Raw genomic sequence first — 17,369 nt, forward strand, 5'->3', positions numbered from 1 at the left:
TTTTTAAAAGTTATTTTACTGAAAATTCTGCATCTATTTTTAATTTTACAGACCACAAAAGTACATTTCATTATACAACCTGTAAAATGATGCTCGTATTCTACTATCCAATATGTAACTCGATTAAATAAAACGCGAAAGGTGATCATGATTATTAGATGATGTTTTGAAGGGAAATTTCGTTGAATAAAGTAGTTGATTAATAAGAGTAATTCTTGTACCAATGTTAATCTTCTACCAATTTATCACATGTGAACAAAAAATTTTGTAAAATTACATCGAACCTACTAGTGAACAATAGTATAAAAATAGGCAGCAAAATTAATGATAAAACCAATATTTTCAAATAAAAAATAGGGTTAATTTAAAAATCATTGACAGTTAATCTAACAAATAAGTTCTCGACATTCTTAAATTATTTGCCGAATGATAAATGACAACAAAAAAAGTGCACCTAACTTGGTACACCTTTGACAGTTAAATAATTGTTTAAAGCTTTTTCCATTCTGAAAACCCAACCATAGAATCAATTTCATGTGAAAGATAGATATGTTTTCCCTTTTTATTTGACTGTGCCGCAACGGCCATCGCTGCTGCCACTTTTCTTGCTTGAATCCCTCGGTACTGACGCAGCGGACCTATCATGACTTTGTTCAAAATACCGCTAGCCTTTTCTGCGAGTTTCTCTCCCAATCGGAACTCTTCCCGCTTCCCTAACAACAATGAAGGTCTGAAAATATGTAGTGAAGGTATGTTTAACCTAGATAGAGTTTCCTCTACTTCCCCTTTTACTCGACTATAAAAAAATAAAGACTTGGTGTCTGCCCCCATAGAACTAACAATCAGAAACTTTTCAGCACCGTTTTCCTTTGCCAATTTTGCAGCCTCAACTGGATATTCGTAATCCACTTTACGAAAAGCTTCTTTTGTCTTTGCCACTTTTATCGTTGTCCCTAAGCAACAGAAAACATCAGTAACTTGAAATAACTCATGGTATTGATGTAGGTTATTGAAATCAACCAAATGTAATTCACAAACTTTAGATTCCACTTCAATCGTTCTGCGAACCAATAAATGCACTTTTTGGTAATGCCCATTTTCACTAAGTATTTGGACCAATTCTTTTCCAATTAGACCTGTAGCTCCAAGCACAAGTGCCGTTTTTTTATTCACACCCATAATAGTGCAAGCCCCTCTCAATCTTAAGCAATCTCATAAGAAAATTATACCATGCACAAAAGGTTCAAATAAAAAGTAGAAAAGAAATGTTTTTTTTCGATAAATAATATATCATTTTTATGTAGCTTACATAAAGGAGAGCGAACGATGAAACATGAATGGAGAAAAAGAGAGAAAGATATATATTTGCCTGCTGCGAACCCAGCTAAGATTGCAGTGCCTCCAATAAATTATTTCACATTAAAAGGGAAAGGAAATCCTAACAACGAAGCATTTAAGGAAAGTGTGGAGACCCTATATGCTCTCTCATATGCCATCAGGATGCTTCCAAAGAAAGGTATCACTCACGACGGATATTATGAATATACGGTTTTCCCTTTAGAAGGAGTCTGGGACTTGGATGAGGAAGGGAGACAATTAGAACATCTGGACAAAGACAGACTGGTTTATAAGCTAATGATTCGCCAGCCAGAGTTTGTTACTGCAGACCTCTTTTCATTTGCCAAGGAAGTAAGTGCGAAGAAGGTATCAGATGCCCTGTTACAGTCAGCTAAATTTGAAACGATTGAAGAGGGATTGTGTGTCCAATGTATGCACATCGGGGATTACGATAGTGAACATGTAACTTTTTCAAAAATGGATGATTTCTGTGCTGCCAATCACCTGAGGCGAATAGACAAAAGACATCGGGAAATCTACATAAGTGATCCAAGAAAGTCGGATTCTACAAAATTAAAAACAGTACTTAGATATAAGGTAAAATAACGCTTGGATATAGAGTATCCAAGCGTTTTCCATTAATGAATTAACCTAAAAAGTTTTTCAAGCCCATCCAACAGCCTTGGAGACGGCCGGCAGTATAGTTCTTCTTCAAGGATAAGGATCCTGCTATCATCAACATACTCCAGCGTTTCATAACATGGACGTTTGGTAACATTGTTTTTCTGAACTTTTTCCTTTCTTACACCTACCCAAGCAAGGCAAATATAATCAGGTTTTCTTCTCAGGACGTCCTCCCAATCTGTCTGAACGCTGGCTAATTCTACGTCACAAAAGGCATTGATAGCACCCGCTGCTTCAGAAATTTCGGTAAGCCAATTGATTTTCCCAGGAGTAAAGATTGGTTTTGGCCACCACTCCCAATAAAGAGAAGGCTTTTTGTTTGTGTTTAATCCCTGTTGTTTGACGGCATTAAGCCTAGTACGAAACTCCTTTGCTGCTGCCTTGCCGCGTTCGTGCTGATTCAGAGCGTCAGCAGTTTTGATTAAATCCTCTTCAATTTCCGTCAATGATTGGGGATTTAAAACGATGTGAGGGATACCGCGCTCTACTAACGCTTCAACATTCTTTTCCATCCCAGGAACACTTAACGAAGCAAGAACGAGGTCTGGCTTCAGTTCTTCAACAAGATCCATATTTATCGATAAATCAGGTCCCAGTTTTGGCAGATTGGCTATAGACGCGGGCCAATCTGAAAAATCATCCACTCCCACTAAAAGATGAGACAAACCTAAGTATTCCATTATTTCCGTATTACTTGGGCACAATGATATAACTCTCAAAACTCTCCCTCCCTTACTTGTATGTTAACGCAGATACAAACAAACAACCAGCGTATTTCAACTGGTTGTTTGTTTAATGGTATGAACTAAAGCAGATAAAAACTGGTGAATTAATTGAAGGGACTCATGTATGGATAGATTTTCTCTATATCCCTCTACATAATCTAAGGCAAAGTTCAAATCCCATAACCCATCATCATGGCTAAACATTAAATCAAACTTCGCTTCATCACCTTGCAAAGAGTTATTAAGCTGTTCCTTTAACATTTTTTCAAACTTCTTTTGAAGCTTCAAACCCAGCATGACATCATAGGTACCGAATACATCATCAACCTCGATTGACACACCTTCGACACCGACATCTTCAAACAAAGCTGACTCTACATAAATAAATTCACTTTTATGTTCTTTTAAATATGTAATTGGATTTGTTAAAAAACTCGACGATTCATTCGCAATCATCGATTCTGTTTCCTTGCTGCAGCGTTCGATATAAGCATCAGTAAAACTAGGGTTCGATTTGTTTTCCATAATAAAACCTCCTACTACTAGGTATTCCCACATTTACTATAGAGGTATGTCAAATAAAAAAGCAAATTTTAATATAAAAAAACGCCTGTACTCACAAAGAGTATAGACGTTTCGATCCCTATTAATTTTCTGCAAGTTTATTGTTTACGACTTTTTTTCCAACAGGGTTTTCTTCAACAGTATCTTCTGCTTGTTTCGCACGTTTCATAAAGAAGGCAAGGACTAGTGCAACTGCCGCAATAAATACTGAGATGAAGAACGCGAAATTTATACCATCTAATGTTGCCTGCATCATAATTTGCTGCTTCATTTGAGCTAAGGCCTCTTGGGTTGGCTGTTCAGTCAGTTTTGCCATAGCAACTTCACCAAGTTCCTTCCCCTTTGACTCAGCACGATTAGACATGATAGTTACCAATAAGGCTGTTCCTATCGCTCCAGAAACCTGCTGAAGTGTGTTGTTCATCGCTGTACCATGTGGGTAGAAACGTGCAGGCAGCTGGTTAAGACCATTGGTCGAAACCGGCATCATTACCATTGACATTCCTAACATACGGACTGTATATAAAAGAATTAAATGGAAATAAGTAGTCTCAAATGTTAACTGACTTAAAAGATAGCTGGTTATCACTGTGATTGTTAAACCAATTACAGCCAACAACCGACCGCCGAATTTATCAAATAGTTTACCTGTTACCGGTGACATAACCGCCATACAGATCGCACCAGGCAGCATCATTAGACCAGCATCCATCGGTGAAATGCCGCGTAATGTTTGAACATAAATCGGTAACAGCAGCATCCCAGAAAACATCGCCATTGTAACAACCATCGAGATGGCCGATGATAAGGCAAACATTGGATATTTAAAGATTTTAAAATTAAGCATTGGACGTTCTTGTTTTAATTGACGCAGGATAAATACTAGTAATGAAATAGCTCCTATCGCAATCGTCAAATAAACCTGTGGACTATCCCATCCTTGCTTTCCTGCAGAGCTGAAGCCATAAAGTAAACCTCCAAAGCCGACACTTGAAAGTAAAACGGATATCATATCAATTCGAATATCAACCTTTTCCTTCTTATCTTTTAATAGGAAAAATCCGATTAAAAAGATAACCACCGCAATTGGCGTCACAAAGTGGAAGAGCATTCTCCAGTCGTAATGTTCGATTAACCATCCTGATAATGTTGGCCCGATGGCCGGTGCACCCATTAAGATTAATCCGAAAATCCCCATGGCTGCTCCTCTTTTTTCAATTGGGAAGCTTACTAGCATGACATTCATTAATAACGGCATTAGGATAGCTGAACCAGAAGCTTGAGTCATCCTGCCTGCTAATAAAATTGGGAACACATGGGCAAAACCTGCAAGAATGGTACCCGCAGTAAACAAGCCCATTGCTACTATGAAAAGCCTACGTACCGAATATTTTTGAATCAAGAATGCAGTTGTGGGAATTAATACACCATTCACTAACATAAATCCTGTCGTTAGCCATTGCACAGTTGACGCATCAACCTCTAAATCCGCCATGATGGAAGGAAGTGCAATATTTAGTAGTGTGTTGTTTAAAAAAGCAATAAAAGCCCCAATCATCAGGATTGAGATAATCCCGTATGGGGGACGTTTCGTTTCATTTTTTACTTGTTCCATGTTCTATACCCCCTGTGTAAACTCTTTGTTCATTTTTTTATACCCTTGTTTCACGCTTTATTAATAATATACCGTCGGTTCATTTTTTGCAATCAAAAAACACTACAAATTTATGGATTTGTAATGCCCAAATTTTTAATGTAGTATATTTTTATACAGTTAGTATACTCCGGATTATAGGTGATAAAATGAATGATCGAAAACAGCATGTCATTAACAAGGCCCATCAATTATTTATTGAAAAAGGTTTTCAAGCTACATCGATACAGGACATTTTAGATTTTAGCGGTATCTCAAAAGGAACCTTTTACAAATATTTTTCATCAAAAAGCGAGCTATTAATTGCGATTTATAAAGCAACCTTTAAGAAACTCCAAAAGGAACGAGACGATTTATTAATTGGCAAGAGCCCTTCAGATATCGAGGTCTTTATAAAACAATTAGTAATGCAAATGATTTCTAACCGCAAAAATAAGTTAATTGCTCTATATGAGGAAGTAATGTCAACAAACGATGTAGATTTGAAACAATATATCCGCATCGCGCGATTACGTTCACTCAGATGGATGTATACCAGGTTTATTGATATCTTCGGCGAAAAAAATAAACCATACTTGTTAGATTGTGCCATCATGTTTCAGGGACTTATGCAGCACAATCTCCAATACAATCGCTTGGCAACCGATTCAAATGAGAAAATTAGTCAGGTTGTCAGATTTAGTGTAAATCGTTTAGTAAAAATGGTGGACGAAGTAGCACAAGCTGAAGAACAATTGCACCCGCCTGAGCTTTTAGACAATTGGCTTCCAGGGCTTCAAAAAAATAACCATGAATTAATCGTTCAATTTTACAAAATCGTCAGTCCTATGAGAAATTGCATTACAAAACACTTTCAAGATAAAAACGATCAAGAAAAATATAATGAATTGCTAGATTTTATCCAAGAAGAAATCATGCATACTCGTGCCCCAAGGAAATTCCTAATCGAGAGCACCCTTCAAACCCTGCAAAATAACGCTGCAGGTGTCTGGGAAAAAGAGCTTCATCAGCTTAATGAAATTATTACTGCTTACTTTCATCAATTGGAGGAAAATGAAGAAGAACACTAAAATAGACATTTTCTTATGAGAATTTTATAGACTGAGCGTATGCCCATGCATTTCTAGGTAGTTTTACGTAAATTAGTATTAACAATGGTTTGTTTGACTAATTGAGGAGGAGCAGCTGAAACTGCTTTATAAAGCTATGGAGGTGCAAAACAATGGAAGATTTCATGGCGGATAAAAATGAAAGAAGATCAATATTTGATTCTTTCAAGTTCTGGGGTCATAGACCTAATCTCAAGGATTCTCTAAGCCCAGATATAGAAAAAAGCCCAATCATCATGATCGAAGACCTGGCTACCGATAATACGTTCGAAGACTTGGCTACCGATAATACGTTCGAAGACCTGGCTACCGATAATACTATAGGAAACCTGGCAACCGATAATACTATCGAAGACGTTGAAACCGCTGATTCCCCGAAAGAAAAACGGGATGAATCTAATCCTAGCAATGTAAGACTATACGAAACGATAAGTGGTAATTTCATTATCACAAGAGGCTGGGATGGGAATAACATGCAAGTATATAAAATGCGTAGAAAAAATTACTAGAAATAAAAACACAAAAAGGAATGGAGTGTAAAAACTCCATCCTTTTTGTGTTTATGTATGGTCTTATTTCGGTTCTACGTGAACATGTACATCATACACCTTATGTGTCCTGATTAACTCCTCTTCAACTTGTGTAGCGATATCATGCGCCTTTTTTACATCTAACGTGGAATTTACGAGAATGACAACATCAACAACAACATTATTCCCGTAATTTCTAGCTTTAATTTCTTTCACACCCTTTACGCCCTGGCAATGATGGATGGTTTGTTTATATACTTCTATTTCCTTTTCATCAAATCCATCCGTTAAATAGAGCGAGGCCTCTTTAAAAATGTCCCATGCCGTTTTACAAATGAGAAGACCGACAATTACTGCTGCCAAAGGATCAAGCCAAGGGAGTCCAAACTGTGCACCCATTATACCTATAAAGGTACCCACACTTACCCAGGCGTCAGAGAGATTATCCTTTGCTGCAGCCATGACCGATTGACTGTTTATGTCTGTTGCTAGTTTTTTATTATACCGATAAACCCAATACATGACGAACGCACAAAAAAGCCCCGTCCATGCCGAGATAACGTCTGGTGCTCCTATTTGTACGTAAAAAATACTGACGATCGCTTCGTATGCAACCTTTAAACCGACGGCCGCCATGATAAAGGAAGCGACCATGGAAGCTACGGTTTCTGCTTTCCAGTGTCCATAAGGATGATCATCATCCGCCGGTCTTTGGGATAATCTTAGACCAACCAGAACTGCCACTGATGCAATGATATCTGTTAGATTATTTAAACCGTCTGCTTTCAATGCCTCGGAATTTGCTATATATCCAACTGCTAGTTTTAATGCTGACAAGCAAATATAGGCAATAATACTGACGATTGCTCCGCGCTCTCCTCTTTTTAAATCCAAAAAGCCTTGTTCTTCCATTTTCTTCACCCATTTCTAAGCCTTATCTATATTATTGAACAAAAACATCTAGTGGGTCTAGAGAAACCTTTTTCCCCTGCTCGAACTTTATAACAAGTTTGAAAAAGAGTTGGTTCAGGTAAAAACTAGAGTCAAGTTAACCTTGAAATTCAGCTTGCAGTTAAGTATTCTAAGAACATATTGTGCAAATTAAGGATGTGTTTAACCTGCGATTAAATAAATTTATTTCCGAGTCTGGTAAAACGTCAAGGCGCGGTGCAGATAAATGGATAGAAGAAGGAAGAGTCACGATTAATGGGAAAGTCGCTAAGGTCGGCAGTCAAGTCGAGCCTGGGGATGTGGTCCGTGTAAACGGTGAAACCATTAGGGTCGCCAAGAATTATGTTTATATTGCCCTTAATAAACCCGTTGGGATTACAAGTACAACTGAACGACATATCAAGGGTAATATCATCGATTTAGTCAACCACCCTCTACGAATTTTTAACATTGGCAGATTAGATAAAGATTCAGACGGGTTAATCCTGTTAACGAATGACGGAGATATTGTCAACGAAATACTCCGGGCGGAGAATAAGCATGAAAAAGAATATATTGTAACCGTGGATAAGCCGATTACTTCGGAGTTTTTAAAAAAAATGTCTGAAGGCGTTAGAATTCTAGATACGAAAACCCTCCCATGTAAAGTGGAACAGCTGTCAAAGTATGTGTTTAAGATTATTTTGACTCAAGGGTTGAATCGTCAAATTCGACGGATGTGCTCTGCTCTCGGATATTCCGTTGTCCGCCTTCAGCGAATTCGGATTATGAATATTAACTTAGGAAACCTCCCTGTTGGCCAATGGAGAGATTTAACGAAAAAGGAAAAGCAGCAATTATTTAGTGATCTCAATTATGAACCTAGAGAATGGTGAAAAATAATGAGTCGAAACGTTACCAGTTCGACTCATTTTTTTATTTGCTTTAATATTCAAATAATATATGATATTACTTAGGAACACGAAGGTTTAGAGGAGGAGAAATAAATGGAAAAGACAGTAGAAAAACGGGTTACCCGGTCAGAAGTTCCAGAGGAATTAACATGGAATCTTGATGATCTATTTGTGTCAGATCAGGCATGGGAAGCAGAACTTGCTCTGATTGAAAATGATACCGCAAAGATTGAGGTCTTTAAAGGTACGTTACATACTAGTTCAAAAGAGTTAGCAGCATGCTTGATCGCTCAAGAACAACTATTAATGAAAATGGTCAAAGCAGCGACCTACGCAAGCTTAAAGCAATCTGCTGATGGGACTGATCCTGTTAATCAAGCTAATTCAGCCAAATTAGCTGCACTAAGGACAAAAATGACTGCTGCATTATCATTTATAAATTCCGAAATCCTTTCACTTGAAGAAGGAACAGTTGAAAAATATCTTCAAGAGAACTCAGAACTTCAACCATTCAGAAAGGATTTACTCGAGCTGCTTGAAACAAAAAAACATCGACTTTCACCAGAAACGGAAGAAGTATTAGCCGCTTTGGGTGAGGTTCATGGTGCCCCTTATACCGTTTATAATATGGCTAAATTAGCAGACATGGACTTTTCCCCTATTTTTGATAGCAAAGGAAATGAGTTACCAGTTTCTTTTGCTCTATTTGAAAATCGCTATGAGTTCTCTGCAGATACAGAAACACGCAGAAAAGCATATGACTCTTTTGTTTCTACTCTTAAACAATACAAAAACACGATCGCTGCTGCCTATTCTGCTGAAATAAAGAAGCAAGTGACTCTTTCACGTTTAAGAAATTATCAGTCAGTTGAACAAATGCTATTAGAACCACAGAAAGTAACACTTGAGATGTATAACAATCAAATCGATATTATTTTTAAAGAGCTCGCCCCTCATATGCGCCGGTTTGCTCAGCTTAAGAAAAAGGCTTTAGGCCTTGATGTCATGAAGTTTTGTGATTTAAAAGCACCATTGGATCCCGATTTTAATCCTGAAACAACCTACGAAGAAGCAAGTCAACTTATCCTGGAATCATTGAAGGTAATGGGACCTGAGTATAGTGAAATTATTGAAAAAGGCTTTAAAGAGCGGTGGGTAGATCTTGCCGATAATATCGGTAAATCGACAGGTGCCTTCTGTTCAAGCCCTTATGGTGCACACCCATACATTTTAGTAACATGGCAGGATAATATGCGCGGCTGCTTCACCCTTGCACATGAATTCGGTCACGCAGGCCATTTTTACCTTGCAAACAAAAATCAAAGAATCATGAATGTCCGCCCTTCCTTATATTTTATTGAAGCTCCATCTACTATGAATGAGCTTTTATTAGGACAGCACCTATTAGCAAATTATGAAGACAAGGAAATGCGTCGCTGGGTAGTGCTTCAGTTGCTTGGAACGTATTATCATAATTTTGTTACTCACTTACTAGAGGCTGAATATCAACGCAGAGTGTATGCGTTAGCAGAAAACGGTAAAGCGCTTACTGCCAATACTTTATCTGAAGTGACTAGAGCTGTACTCACAGAATTCTGGGGGGATACGGTGGAAATCGATGAAGGTGCGAGCCTAACTTGGATGCGACAGCCTCACTATTATATGGGCTTATATCCATACACGTATTCTGCTGGTTTAACTGCCTCTACTTCTGTGGCGCAATTGATACTAGAACAAGGTCAGCCTGTCGTTGACACCTGGCTGGAAGTCCTTCGTGCAGGCGGAACGATGAAACCGCTTGAGCTTTTAAAACATGCTGGTGTAGATATGTCGACACCAGAGCCAGTTCGAAAAGCAGTGGCATATGTCGGTTCCCTAATCGATGAGCTAGAAAAATCATACGAGTAAAAAAGTGCCAGGCACCTTCTCATGTTGAGGTGCACCCCGAAAGTTAGAGTGAAATCTAGCTTTCGGGGTGTTTTTTTATGGCGAAATATGGTGGAAAATTCAAGTTAATGTTAGTAAGAGAGTATCAAGAGGGTAAATTGGGATATAACCCTTTAGCTGAGAAGTATGGGATGAAAAGCAGCGCTCAACTTAAGAGGTGGGTTAAAGTTTACGAGAAATTCGGAGCTGAAGGGTTAGTGAGGAAGAAACATAAGGAAACTTATTCTGTTCCAATTCAAGCTTGATGTATTAAGCTTTATGATGAGAACAGGTTCTTCTGAAACGGAAACAGCCCTCCATTTCGGGTTAACGAATTCTCCCTTGATAGCTTCATGGAAGAAAGCTTTTCATGAGGGGGGTGTTGAAGGCCTGAATAAACCTAAAGGACGGCCTCCTATGCCTGATAAAGCAAAGACCAAAAAAACCACAGAACCAAAAGAAATGACATATGAACAAAAGTTGGAAAGAGAAAACGAACTTCTACGTTTAGAGGTAGCATACTTAAAAAAGTTGCGAGCTTTTCAGATGGATCCGAAGGGCTATCTCGAAAAGCACAAGCAGCGTTATCATTTGAACTCAAAGAAACCTTCAAATTAAAGGATGTTTTACAAGTAGTCGGCATTCCCGAATCCTCCTACCATTATCATATTAAGAACATGAAGAAGGAAAATCCAGACCAGGAATTGGAGGAAATTATTCAATCCATTTTCGAAGAACATAAAGGAAATTACGGTTATCGTCGTGTTCATTTAGAATTGAGAAACCGTGGAATAAAAGCGAATCATAAGAAGGTTCAACGCATTATGAATAAGCGTGGGCTCAAGGGAGATAAATTCAGATTAAAATCACGCAAGTACAGTTCATATAAAGGAACGACTGGAACTGTTGCCGAGAACCGTAATCAATCGTTGCTTTCACACAACTGTGTGTCATCAAAAATTAACAACAGATATTACGGAATTCAAGTGTTTAGACGGTTTAAAGTTGTATTTAAATCCAATTATGGATATGTTCAACGGCGAAATTCTATCATATGGGATAAGTATGCGCCCAACCTTAGAATTAGCAATCAAACCTCTCGAGAAAGCTCTAGAAATTGAAAAAGATTCAAATTTTAGAACAACTGTACATTCTGATCAAGGGTGGCATTATCAACATAATAAATGGGTAAAAAAGCTCAAGGAATACAAAGTGTTTCAGAGCATGTCACGAAAAGGAAACTGTTTAGATAATTCGCCCATGGAGAACTTTTTCGGATTACTAAAACAAGAAATGTATTATGGGGAATCACTGTGCTCTTTTGAAGAATTAAAAAAGAGAATTGAAGAATATATCAATTATTATAATAACAAGCGCATAAAGCAAAAATTGGCAGGCATGAGTCCGGTTCAATACCGTATCCATACCAGCCAATTAGCTGCTTAATATAAAACTCTAACTTTTCGGGGTCACATCATGTGGAGAGGGTCCCTGGCACTTTTTTATTCATGAATAATTAGTAAAAAATTATACACAATATTTTTTAAAGGAGGTGTTAAGATGAAGCATGTAAAAGCTTTAGCCATTAAATTTGTTTCAAGTCTTGTCCTTTTGTCGCTTATCCTCGGTTTATTGTTTGACATGGCATTTAGCAACATCTTTCTTATCACACTTGTTCTTGGTGTTGCAGCATATCTAATCGGTGACCTCATGATTTTACCAAGAACCAATAATACGGTTGCAACCATTGCGGATTTTGGCTTAGCGTTTCTAATCATATGGTTTATGAGCGAAAATCTCACCTATGGTGACAACCATTTTTCAATGTCTTTAATTGCCGCACTTGGAGTTGCAATATTTGAATATATGTTCCATAAATATGTTGCAAATAATGTCGTTAAAAACCAAGGCGGACAGAAGCAGCAAACAAGGAAATTACAATACCAAACAGAAGCATCAGAAGAGCTGCTGGCTCCAGTCAGACAAGATGTAAGAAGCTCGAATGAAGAAAACAAAAAGCCTCAATAAGGTAAAGCTCCCTCTGATTCATGTTCAGAGGGAGCTTTTGTTATCGTTAAAGCTTTGTTGGTTAAATTTCATTGTTGATCATTAATACAACGGTTAAAAAGTTGATGAAAGACAAATCAGTAGAATTCCCAATGAGATTAGTCCTTCATAAGTATGATGAAAGACTAATCAAAAGAGTTCCCCGTGAGATTAGTCCTTCATAAGCATAATGAAAGACTAATCAGGAGAGTCTCCCATGTGATTAGTCCTTCATAAGCGTGATGAAAGACTAAACAGAAGATTCCTCATTAAGTTTAGTCCTTCATAAAAATTTACGTCTCTTTTAATACCTAACCTTTTGAATTCTGTTAACAATCTCATATGTGAACGGTTTTGGTTGAGCCGCAATAAAGTCTACGAGTACGTCTAAGTCAACTGGCCCTATCACTTTATTTTGCGCTTTCGTAAATACTGTGAAATCATCTCCCCCACCTGCAAGGAAGATATTAGCGGCTACAGTATAGGTTTTATTCGGATCGATTTGAGTACCATCTGGAAGTAGGATATTTACAACCTTTTGTCCATTTGGAGCATTTTCGTCCCATGTGTAAGTGAATCCAGAAATTTGAAGTATCGTTGTTTTTGTTCCCCATTGTTGATTAAGCACATCGCGTATTTGCTGTCCTGTCATCGTCATTTGAACCATATCATTATTAAACGGCTGAACGGTGTAAATCTCGCCCCACGTAATGTCCCCTGGATTAATATCCGCTCGGATACCGCCCGGATTCATAAAGGCTATGTCTGTCTTTAATGCCTGCCTTTGAGCGTCAGCAATTAAATCTCCAAGGATGGATTCTCCGTTATCATTGCGGAGCGCTGTTAAATTAACTGAGGTTGTTCCTATTACCCTATTTACAATCGGTTCAACCGTAGCTTCGTATTTCGCTACCATCCCAGCTATTTCGGGGTCAGGTTTTATACCTTCTTGAAACGTTGTAACGATTTCTGCCCTCTTGGTAACAATATCTTTCGTCTTTGAGTCAATCTCAATATCAACATCAGAAAATGCTGTACCATAAGAATAGGATTGAACGACTAGCTTATTGTCAATCGTTGCATTCATATAAGCATGATTATGTCCGCCAAAAATAATATCCACTTCGTCGTCAACCTTATTGGCGATATCGACAAGCATTCCAGTTGGATTTTCACCATTCACACCTGATGTACCTGGATTGTGTGCTAAGACAACGATAGATCGAACTCCCTGCTTTTTCAATTCTGCTACATTACGATTAATAGCTTCCACTTCATCAGAGAAGGTTAAGCCTTCCACTCCGCTTGGCACTACAATCGTCGGTGTCTCTGTCGTTACGACCCCAATAAATCCAATATCCATCCCATTTACCTTAAAAATTTTATAAGGAGGTAAAATGGATTCTCCGGTTTTTTGATCGATGACATTTGCCGCCACCCAAGGGAAATCGGCTCCAGCAAAATTGCCCGTTTCTTCATGAGTCCCGCCATTAATAAGACGAAGTAGCTCTTTAACTCCCTCATCAAATTCATGATTGCCTACAGTTCCAATATCGAAGCCGAGTTTGTTCAATATCTATATTGCTGGTTCATCCTGTAAGAGGGCTGAAGCAGGTGGACTTGCCCCTACCATATCCCCAGCTTGTACAAGAAGAGTGTTCTTATTTTCTGCTTCCCTTTGTTTTAAATAAGCTGCTAAGTAATCTGCTCTCCTGCTGGTTTTCCACCAACATTACGCGTCACATTTATTTGTCCGTGTAAATCATTAATCCCTAAAAGTTGTACTTGAATAAAACGGTTATTCGCAGCAGGGGGTTTTTCCTTTTTCTGTTTTGTTTCCGGACGATTTGAAATATGGCCATGGTATTCTTCTGACAATCCTTGATCATTTACTACGTTTTGAGTGGGGTTGGCAGCATTACCTCTATTGTTTTGCGCCATATTCCTAGGATTTACATTGTTTGAGTTGTTGGCTACTTGTTGTGGATTTTGGTTATTTGCTTGGTTTCCATCCGTAGCATTTTGATTATCGGCACACCCCATTAAACTGATCGTAAGCAGAAATACAAGCATCTTATAATTCCATTGCATAAAATTCCTCCTAGTTTTTTCTATAGAAGCATTGGTATTTTTTGCTTTAAAACAATGTTTATACAGAATTGACCATTTCAAAAAAGTTATTAATGAAACTTTCTTCCTAGATATTCGTATATAATTAGACTCAAGATAAATAGAATTTGATTAAAAAGGGGAATTGGTTATGGGGAATATGTTTTTGTTTTCGTTGATTGTTGCTATTGTGTCTGCTCTTGTTCTTATACCGATTTATAGGGATGATAAGTCCTCCGATACAAAAAGTAATAAGAAAAGTTCTAATGGAGCTGGAAGGTTAATTCCGGGAGCTATTAACGCTTTAATCGTTATTTTGATTCCTTCTGTTTTTGCTTACTATTATTTTACAAATTTTGACCGAAACCTAACTTCTTTATGGGTTCTTGCAATAGTGATTACCGCATTGGGTGCACTCATTTCTACTGGAATGGAAAGAAAAGTGAAAGCTCTGCTCTTTGCAGCAAGTCTAATTCTTGGAATTTACTTTCTCACGGCCTTTGTTTTTAACGCAGATGAAAAATATGAGATTGCTAAGATGGACCAAAAAGTAGAGATTAAATCTTTTGATGAGAAAGAAACACCTGCTAGTGTACCACCTGAGTTTGCCCGCAATAAAATGAAAAAAGCTTTTGGTCAAGTACCAAATACGAGCTATTACGAGTTGGGTAATCTTCAAATTCAAAAAGTAAATGGAGATTATGTTTATATTGCACCTGTTGAGTTTTCTGGATTTTTCAAATGGTGGAAAGGAAAGGAAACACCTGGTTACTTTACGTTAAGCGCCACTGATTCTTCTGCTAACCCAAAATTTATCAAGTCAGACATGATTTATACACCTTCTTCCTATTTTAATAAAGATGTAGAGCGCCATATTCGTATGCAATTCCCGAAACATATTTTCTACGGCGATGTCCAATTGGAAATTGATGATGATGGGAAACCTTATTACATCCGCTCATACGGTCAATTTATTTCAGCACGAAATGGCTTTGACGTTAAGGGTGTTGTCGTAGTAGATTCGAAAAATGGGGAAACAAAGTCATATACTCTTGCAAATGTTCCTAAGTTTATTGATGGGGCTGTATCACCTGAAATTGTCAGCCTGCAAAACAGCTATTTTGGAAATTATGTTCATGGATTTTGGAATAGCCTTTTTGGAAAATCGGATGTCAAACTTCCTTCTGATGAAGGAACAGAGGCTAATGTAAGTCCAATTTTTAATCAAAATGGGGTTATGTATTATTTCACTGATTTTACCTCCCCTAAAGAAGGCGTCGATTCTATGCTCGGTTACTCCTTGACCAACTCGCGTACAGGGGAAGCTACCTATTATACAGGTAACCCTGAAGAATCTTATATGGATTCACAAGGTGCTCTGCAAATAATAGAAAAGAAATTTATTGAAAAGAAATGGCATGGGGAAATGCCTGTCATTTATAACTTCTACGGGGAAGCTAGCTGGCTGACACCAGTGCTCGATTCGAATGGATTTTTACAGAATTACTTTATCGTATCAGCTGCTAATCCAGAAATATCCGTGTTTGGTGTAACTCCAAACGAAGCTCTAAAACAATATAAAACCGCTCTCCAACGTGGCGGCGGTTCAGTGGATGGCAGTTCGAAGGCCGACGAAAAACAGATAACTGGTACTGTTCTCCGTGTTTATAAAGAAAAGTCTGGGGACTTCACTATCGTGTCATTCCTTTTAGACAATAAGAAAAGTTATATCCTAGCTTCTGAAAAAGAACCAATGATCATTTATCTTAAAGAGGGAGATCGGGTAAATGTCACCTATTTGGATACGGATGAAGACTTCCTGCCTGCTAAAGAAATAGTGATTGAAGGGTTAGAATAACCTAAAAAAACACGATGAAGAGTAAAATCTTCATCGTGTTTTTTGGTTATTATAGTAGTGACTCCGCACCATCAATGTAAATTTCTGTTCCTGTAATATGATTGGATTGCTTGGAAGCCAGAAATAACACAAGTTCAGCTACCTGTTCAGGCTTTCCTGCGTGGTGCTCAAGGGGTTGACTACCTTTTGGATAGATGATTGGAATTTCAATTTCTTTCAGCTCTTCTTTTTCTTTCCATGTATTTTCGTTAATATTTGTTTCAATCGCACCGGGGCAGATAATATTCACACGTATACGAAATTTGGCTAGTTCAAGAGCTGCCATTTTTCCGAATCCCATCTGTCCAATTTTGGATGTGCTGTAGGCGGACATCCCAAAGCCTCTATAAACACGGTTACCATTAATCGAACTCGTAATGATTACACTTCCGCCTTTTTCTTTCAGATGAGGTATAGCATATTTAACGGTTAAGAAGGTACTTCTGAGATTATTAGAAATGGTCAGGTCCCAATCGTCTGGTGAAAGGTCTTCGATGGGAGCGACAACGCCATTAATTCCAGCGTTAGCGAAAACAATATCAAGTCTTCCCCATTTCTCAATTACCTGATCATAACTATTTATCATATCCTCTACAGAAGAGACATTGGCCTCTACTATGAGAGCCTCGCTCCCTTTTTCCTCAACCAACCTTTTAACCTCAGTACAGTTTTCTGGGTGTAAATCGACTAAAGCAATTTTTGCTCCGTTTTCCGCTAATTTCACAGCTGCGGCGCGGCCAATTCCTGAACCCGCACCGGTAATGAAAGCTACTTGACCTTGTAATGATAATTCCAATGTATCAAACCACCTTTTTTGACCTTTATATTCCCCTATTAACAAGATTCCATGTATAAAAAGGATATCCTGGTTCAATTATTTATTCACACCTAAAGTTTTAAACAACTTTTTTCCTTTTATTTCAAACAAAAAAAGACGTGTAGT

The 17,369-nt window shown here is 38.0% G+C and carries 18 protein-coding genes and 1 pseudogene; 11 read left to right on the plus strand and 8 right to left on the minus strand.

The features are described 5' to 3' along the window. Positions 1–489: 489 nt before the first annotated feature. Entirely contained in the window at positions 490–1,173 is a 684-nt protein-coding gene (locus tag F4694_RS04125; RefSeq protein ID WP_179596011.1) for an NAD-dependent epimerase/dehydratase family protein, read from the minus strand. A gap of 153 nt (positions 1,174–1,326) precedes the next feature. On the opposite strand from F4694_RS04125, the gene F4694_RS04130 reads away from it, so the two are divergent. Continuing rightward, positions 1,327–1,944 carry a GyrI-like domain-containing protein gene (locus F4694_RS04130; protein ID WP_179595636.1) on the plus strand — a complete coding sequence of 206 codons (618 nt, stop codon included), beginning with the start codon at positions 1,327–1,329 and terminating at the stop codon, positions 1,942–1,944. Positions 1,945–1,976: 32 nt separating this feature from the next. Here the strand turns inward: F4694_RS04130 and F4694_RS04135 are convergent, their stop codons facing one another. The 3 genes from F4694_RS04135 to F4694_RS04145 all read right to left on the minus strand — a co-directional run bounded on the left by F4694_RS04135 (position 1,977) and on the right by F4694_RS04145 (position 4,926). After that, positions 1,977–2,741, minus strand: coding sequence for a cobalamin-binding protein (locus F4694_RS04135; RefSeq protein WP_179595637.1), 765 nt, complete (start codon positions 2,739–2,741; stop codon positions 1,977–1,979). Positions 2,742–2,798: 57 nt separating this feature from the next. After that, positions 2,799–3,272: a branched-chain amino acid aminotransferase gene (locus tag F4694_RS04140; protein ID WP_179595638.1), complete on the minus strand. Its 474-nt coding sequence runs from the start codon at positions 3,270–3,272 to the stop codon at positions 2,799–2,801. Positions 3,273–3,393: 121 nt separating this feature from the next. Next, complete coding sequence (locus F4694_RS04145; RefSeq protein WP_179595639.1) at positions 3,394–4,926, minus strand: DHA2 family efflux MFS transporter permease subunit; 1,533 nt, start codon at positions 4,924–4,926, stop codon at positions 3,394–3,396. Between the two features lie 188 nt (positions 4,927–5,114). Between F4694_RS04145 and F4694_RS04150 the strand changes: the two genes are divergently transcribed. Both F4694_RS04150 and F4694_RS04155 read left to right on the plus strand, forming a co-directional pair. Continuing rightward, on the plus strand, positions 5,115–6,035 hold the full coding sequence (locus F4694_RS04150; protein ID WP_179595640.1) for a TetR/AcrR family transcriptional regulator: 921 nt from the start codon (positions 5,115–5,117) through the stop codon (positions 6,033–6,035). Between the two features lie 152 nt (positions 6,036–6,187). After that, a complete protein-coding gene (locus F4694_RS04155; protein WP_179595641.1) occupies positions 6,188–6,583 on the plus strand; it encodes a hypothetical protein in 396 nt (131 codons plus the stop codon). 63 nt (positions 6,584–6,646) lie between these two features. Here F4694_RS04155 and F4694_RS04160 read toward each other — a convergent pair whose 3' ends face one another. Next, the gene (locus F4694_RS04160; RefSeq protein WP_179595642.1) at positions 6,647–7,516 is read right to left on the minus strand and encodes a cation diffusion facilitator family transporter; all 870 of its coding nucleotides are present in this window, start codon (positions 7,514–7,516) and stop codon (positions 6,647–6,649) included. Positions 7,517–7,713: 197 nt separating this feature from the next. On the opposite strand from F4694_RS04160, the gene rluF reads away from it, so the two are divergent. The 7 genes and pseudogenes from rluF (at position 7,714) to F4694_RS04195 (ending at position 12,402) form a co-directional block, all read left to right on the plus strand. Then, positions 7,714–8,430, plus strand: a complete 717-nt coding sequence (rluF, locus tag F4694_RS04165) for a 23S rRNA pseudouridine(2604) synthase RluF (RefSeq protein WP_179596012.1) — start codon at positions 7,714–7,716, stop codon at positions 8,428–8,430. Positions 8,431–8,541: 111 nt separating this feature from the next. Continuing rightward, the gene (gene pepF / locus F4694_RS04170; RefSeq protein WP_179595643.1) at positions 8,542–10,356 is read left to right on the plus strand and encodes an oligoendopeptidase F; all 1,815 of its coding nucleotides are present in this window, start codon (positions 8,542–8,544) and stop codon (positions 10,354–10,356) included. Positions 10,357–10,433: 77 nt separating this feature from the next. Further along, entirely contained in the window at positions 10,434–10,640 is a 207-nt protein-coding gene (locus F4694_RS04175) for a helix-turn-helix domain-containing protein (protein WP_179595644.1), read from the plus strand. A 13-nt stretch (positions 10,641–10,653) separates the two neighbouring features. Beyond that, a complete protein-coding gene (locus F4694_RS04180; RefSeq protein ID WP_179595645.1) occupies positions 10,654–10,992 on the plus strand; it encodes a helix-turn-helix domain-containing protein in 339 nt (112 codons plus the stop codon). Between the two features lie 59 nt (positions 10,993–11,051). After that, positions 11,052–11,210: pseudogene (locus F4694_RS31990) on the plus strand (IS3 family transposase); the annotation flags it as partial. 109 nt (positions 11,211–11,319) lie between these two features. Beyond that, entirely contained in the window at positions 11,320–11,820 is a 501-nt protein-coding gene (locus F4694_RS31995; RefSeq protein WP_308806272.1) for an IS3 family transposase, read from the plus strand. Positions 11,821–11,934: 114 nt separating this feature from the next. Further along, a complete protein-coding gene (locus tag F4694_RS04195; RefSeq protein ID WP_179595647.1) occupies positions 11,935–12,402 on the plus strand; it encodes a YndM family protein in 468 nt (155 codons plus the stop codon). A gap of 322 nt (positions 12,403–12,724) precedes the next feature. On the opposite strand, the gene F4694_RS04200 is transcribed toward F4694_RS04195, so the two are convergent. Together F4694_RS04200 and F4694_RS32625 are read right to left on the minus strand one after the other, a co-directional pair. Further along, positions 12,725–13,993 (minus strand): bifunctional metallophosphatase/5'-nucleotidase, encoded by a 1,269-nt coding sequence (locus tag F4694_RS04200; protein ID WP_306458367.1) that lies wholly within the window; start codon positions 13,991–13,993, stop codon positions 12,725–12,727. 122 nt (positions 13,994–14,115) lie between these two features. After that, positions 14,116–14,511, minus strand: a complete 396-nt coding sequence (locus tag F4694_RS32625) for a hypothetical protein (protein ID WP_306458368.1) — start codon at positions 14,509–14,511, stop codon at positions 14,116–14,118. A gap of 169 nt (positions 14,512–14,680) precedes the next feature. On the opposite strand from F4694_RS32625, the gene F4694_RS04205 reads away from it, so the two are divergent. Beyond that, on the plus strand, positions 14,681–16,387 hold the full coding sequence (locus F4694_RS04205; RefSeq protein WP_179595648.1) for a hypothetical protein: 1,707 nt from the start codon (positions 14,681–14,683) through the stop codon (positions 16,385–16,387). 49 nt (positions 16,388–16,436) lie between these two features. Here the strand turns inward: F4694_RS04205 and F4694_RS04210 are convergent, their stop codons facing one another. Then, on the minus strand, positions 16,437–17,222 hold the full coding sequence (locus tag F4694_RS04210; protein ID WP_179595649.1) for an SDR family oxidoreductase: 786 nt from the start codon (positions 17,220–17,222) through the stop codon (positions 16,437–16,439). Positions 17,223–17,369 lie beyond the last annotated feature (147 nt).

The sequence above is a fragment of the Neobacillus driksii genome (assembly GCF_013409995.1).
Lineage (GTDB): Bacteria > Bacillota > Bacilli > Bacillales > Cytobacillaceae > Neobacillus > Neobacillus driksii.

Bases quoted from the DNA above. Each gene is read 5' to 3' on its own strand.
- pepF (WP_179595643.1), top strand. From the start codon at position 8,542: ATGGAAAAGACAGTAGAAAAACGGGTTACCCGGTCAGAAGTTCCAGAG.
- F4694_RS04140 (WP_179595638.1), bottom strand. From the start codon at position 3,272: ATGGAAAACAAATCGAACCCTAGTTTTACTGATGCTTATATCGAACGC.
- F4694_RS04180 (WP_179595645.1), top strand. From the start codon at position 10,654: ATGATGAGAACAGGTTCTTCTGAAACGGAAACAGCCCTCCATTTCGGG.
- F4694_RS04145 (WP_179595639.1), bottom strand. From the start codon at position 4,926: ATGGAACAAGTAAAAAATGAAACGAAACGTCCCCCATACGGGATTATC.
- F4694_RS04130 (WP_179595636.1), top strand. From the start codon at position 1,327: ATGAAACATGAATGGAGAAAAAGAGAGAAAGATATATATTTGCCTGCT.
- F4694_RS04150 (WP_179595640.1), top strand. From the start codon at position 5,115: ATGAATGATCGAAAACAGCATGTCATTAACAAGGCCCATCAATTATTT.
- F4694_RS32625 (WP_306458368.1), bottom strand. From the start codon at position 14,511: ATGCAATGGAATTATAAGATGCTTGTATTTCTGCTTACGATCAGTTTA.
- F4694_RS04160 (WP_179595642.1), bottom strand. From the start codon at position 7,516: ATGGAAGAACAAGGCTTTTTGGATTTAAAAAGAGGAGAGCGCGGAGCA.
- F4694_RS04155 (WP_179595641.1), top strand. From the start codon at position 6,188: ATGGAAGATTTCATGGCGGATAAAAATGAAAGAAGATCAATATTTGAT.
- F4694_RS04175 (WP_179595644.1), top strand. From the start codon at position 10,434: ATGGCGAAATATGGTGGAAAATTCAAGTTAATGTTAGTAAGAGAGTAT.
- F4694_RS04205 (WP_179595648.1), top strand. From the start codon at position 14,681: ATGGGGAATATGTTTTTGTTTTCGTTGATTGTTGCTATTGTGTCTGCT.
- F4694_RS04195 (WP_179595647.1), top strand. From the start codon at position 11,935: ATGAAGCATGTAAAAGCTTTAGCCATTAAATTTGTTTCAAGTCTTGTC.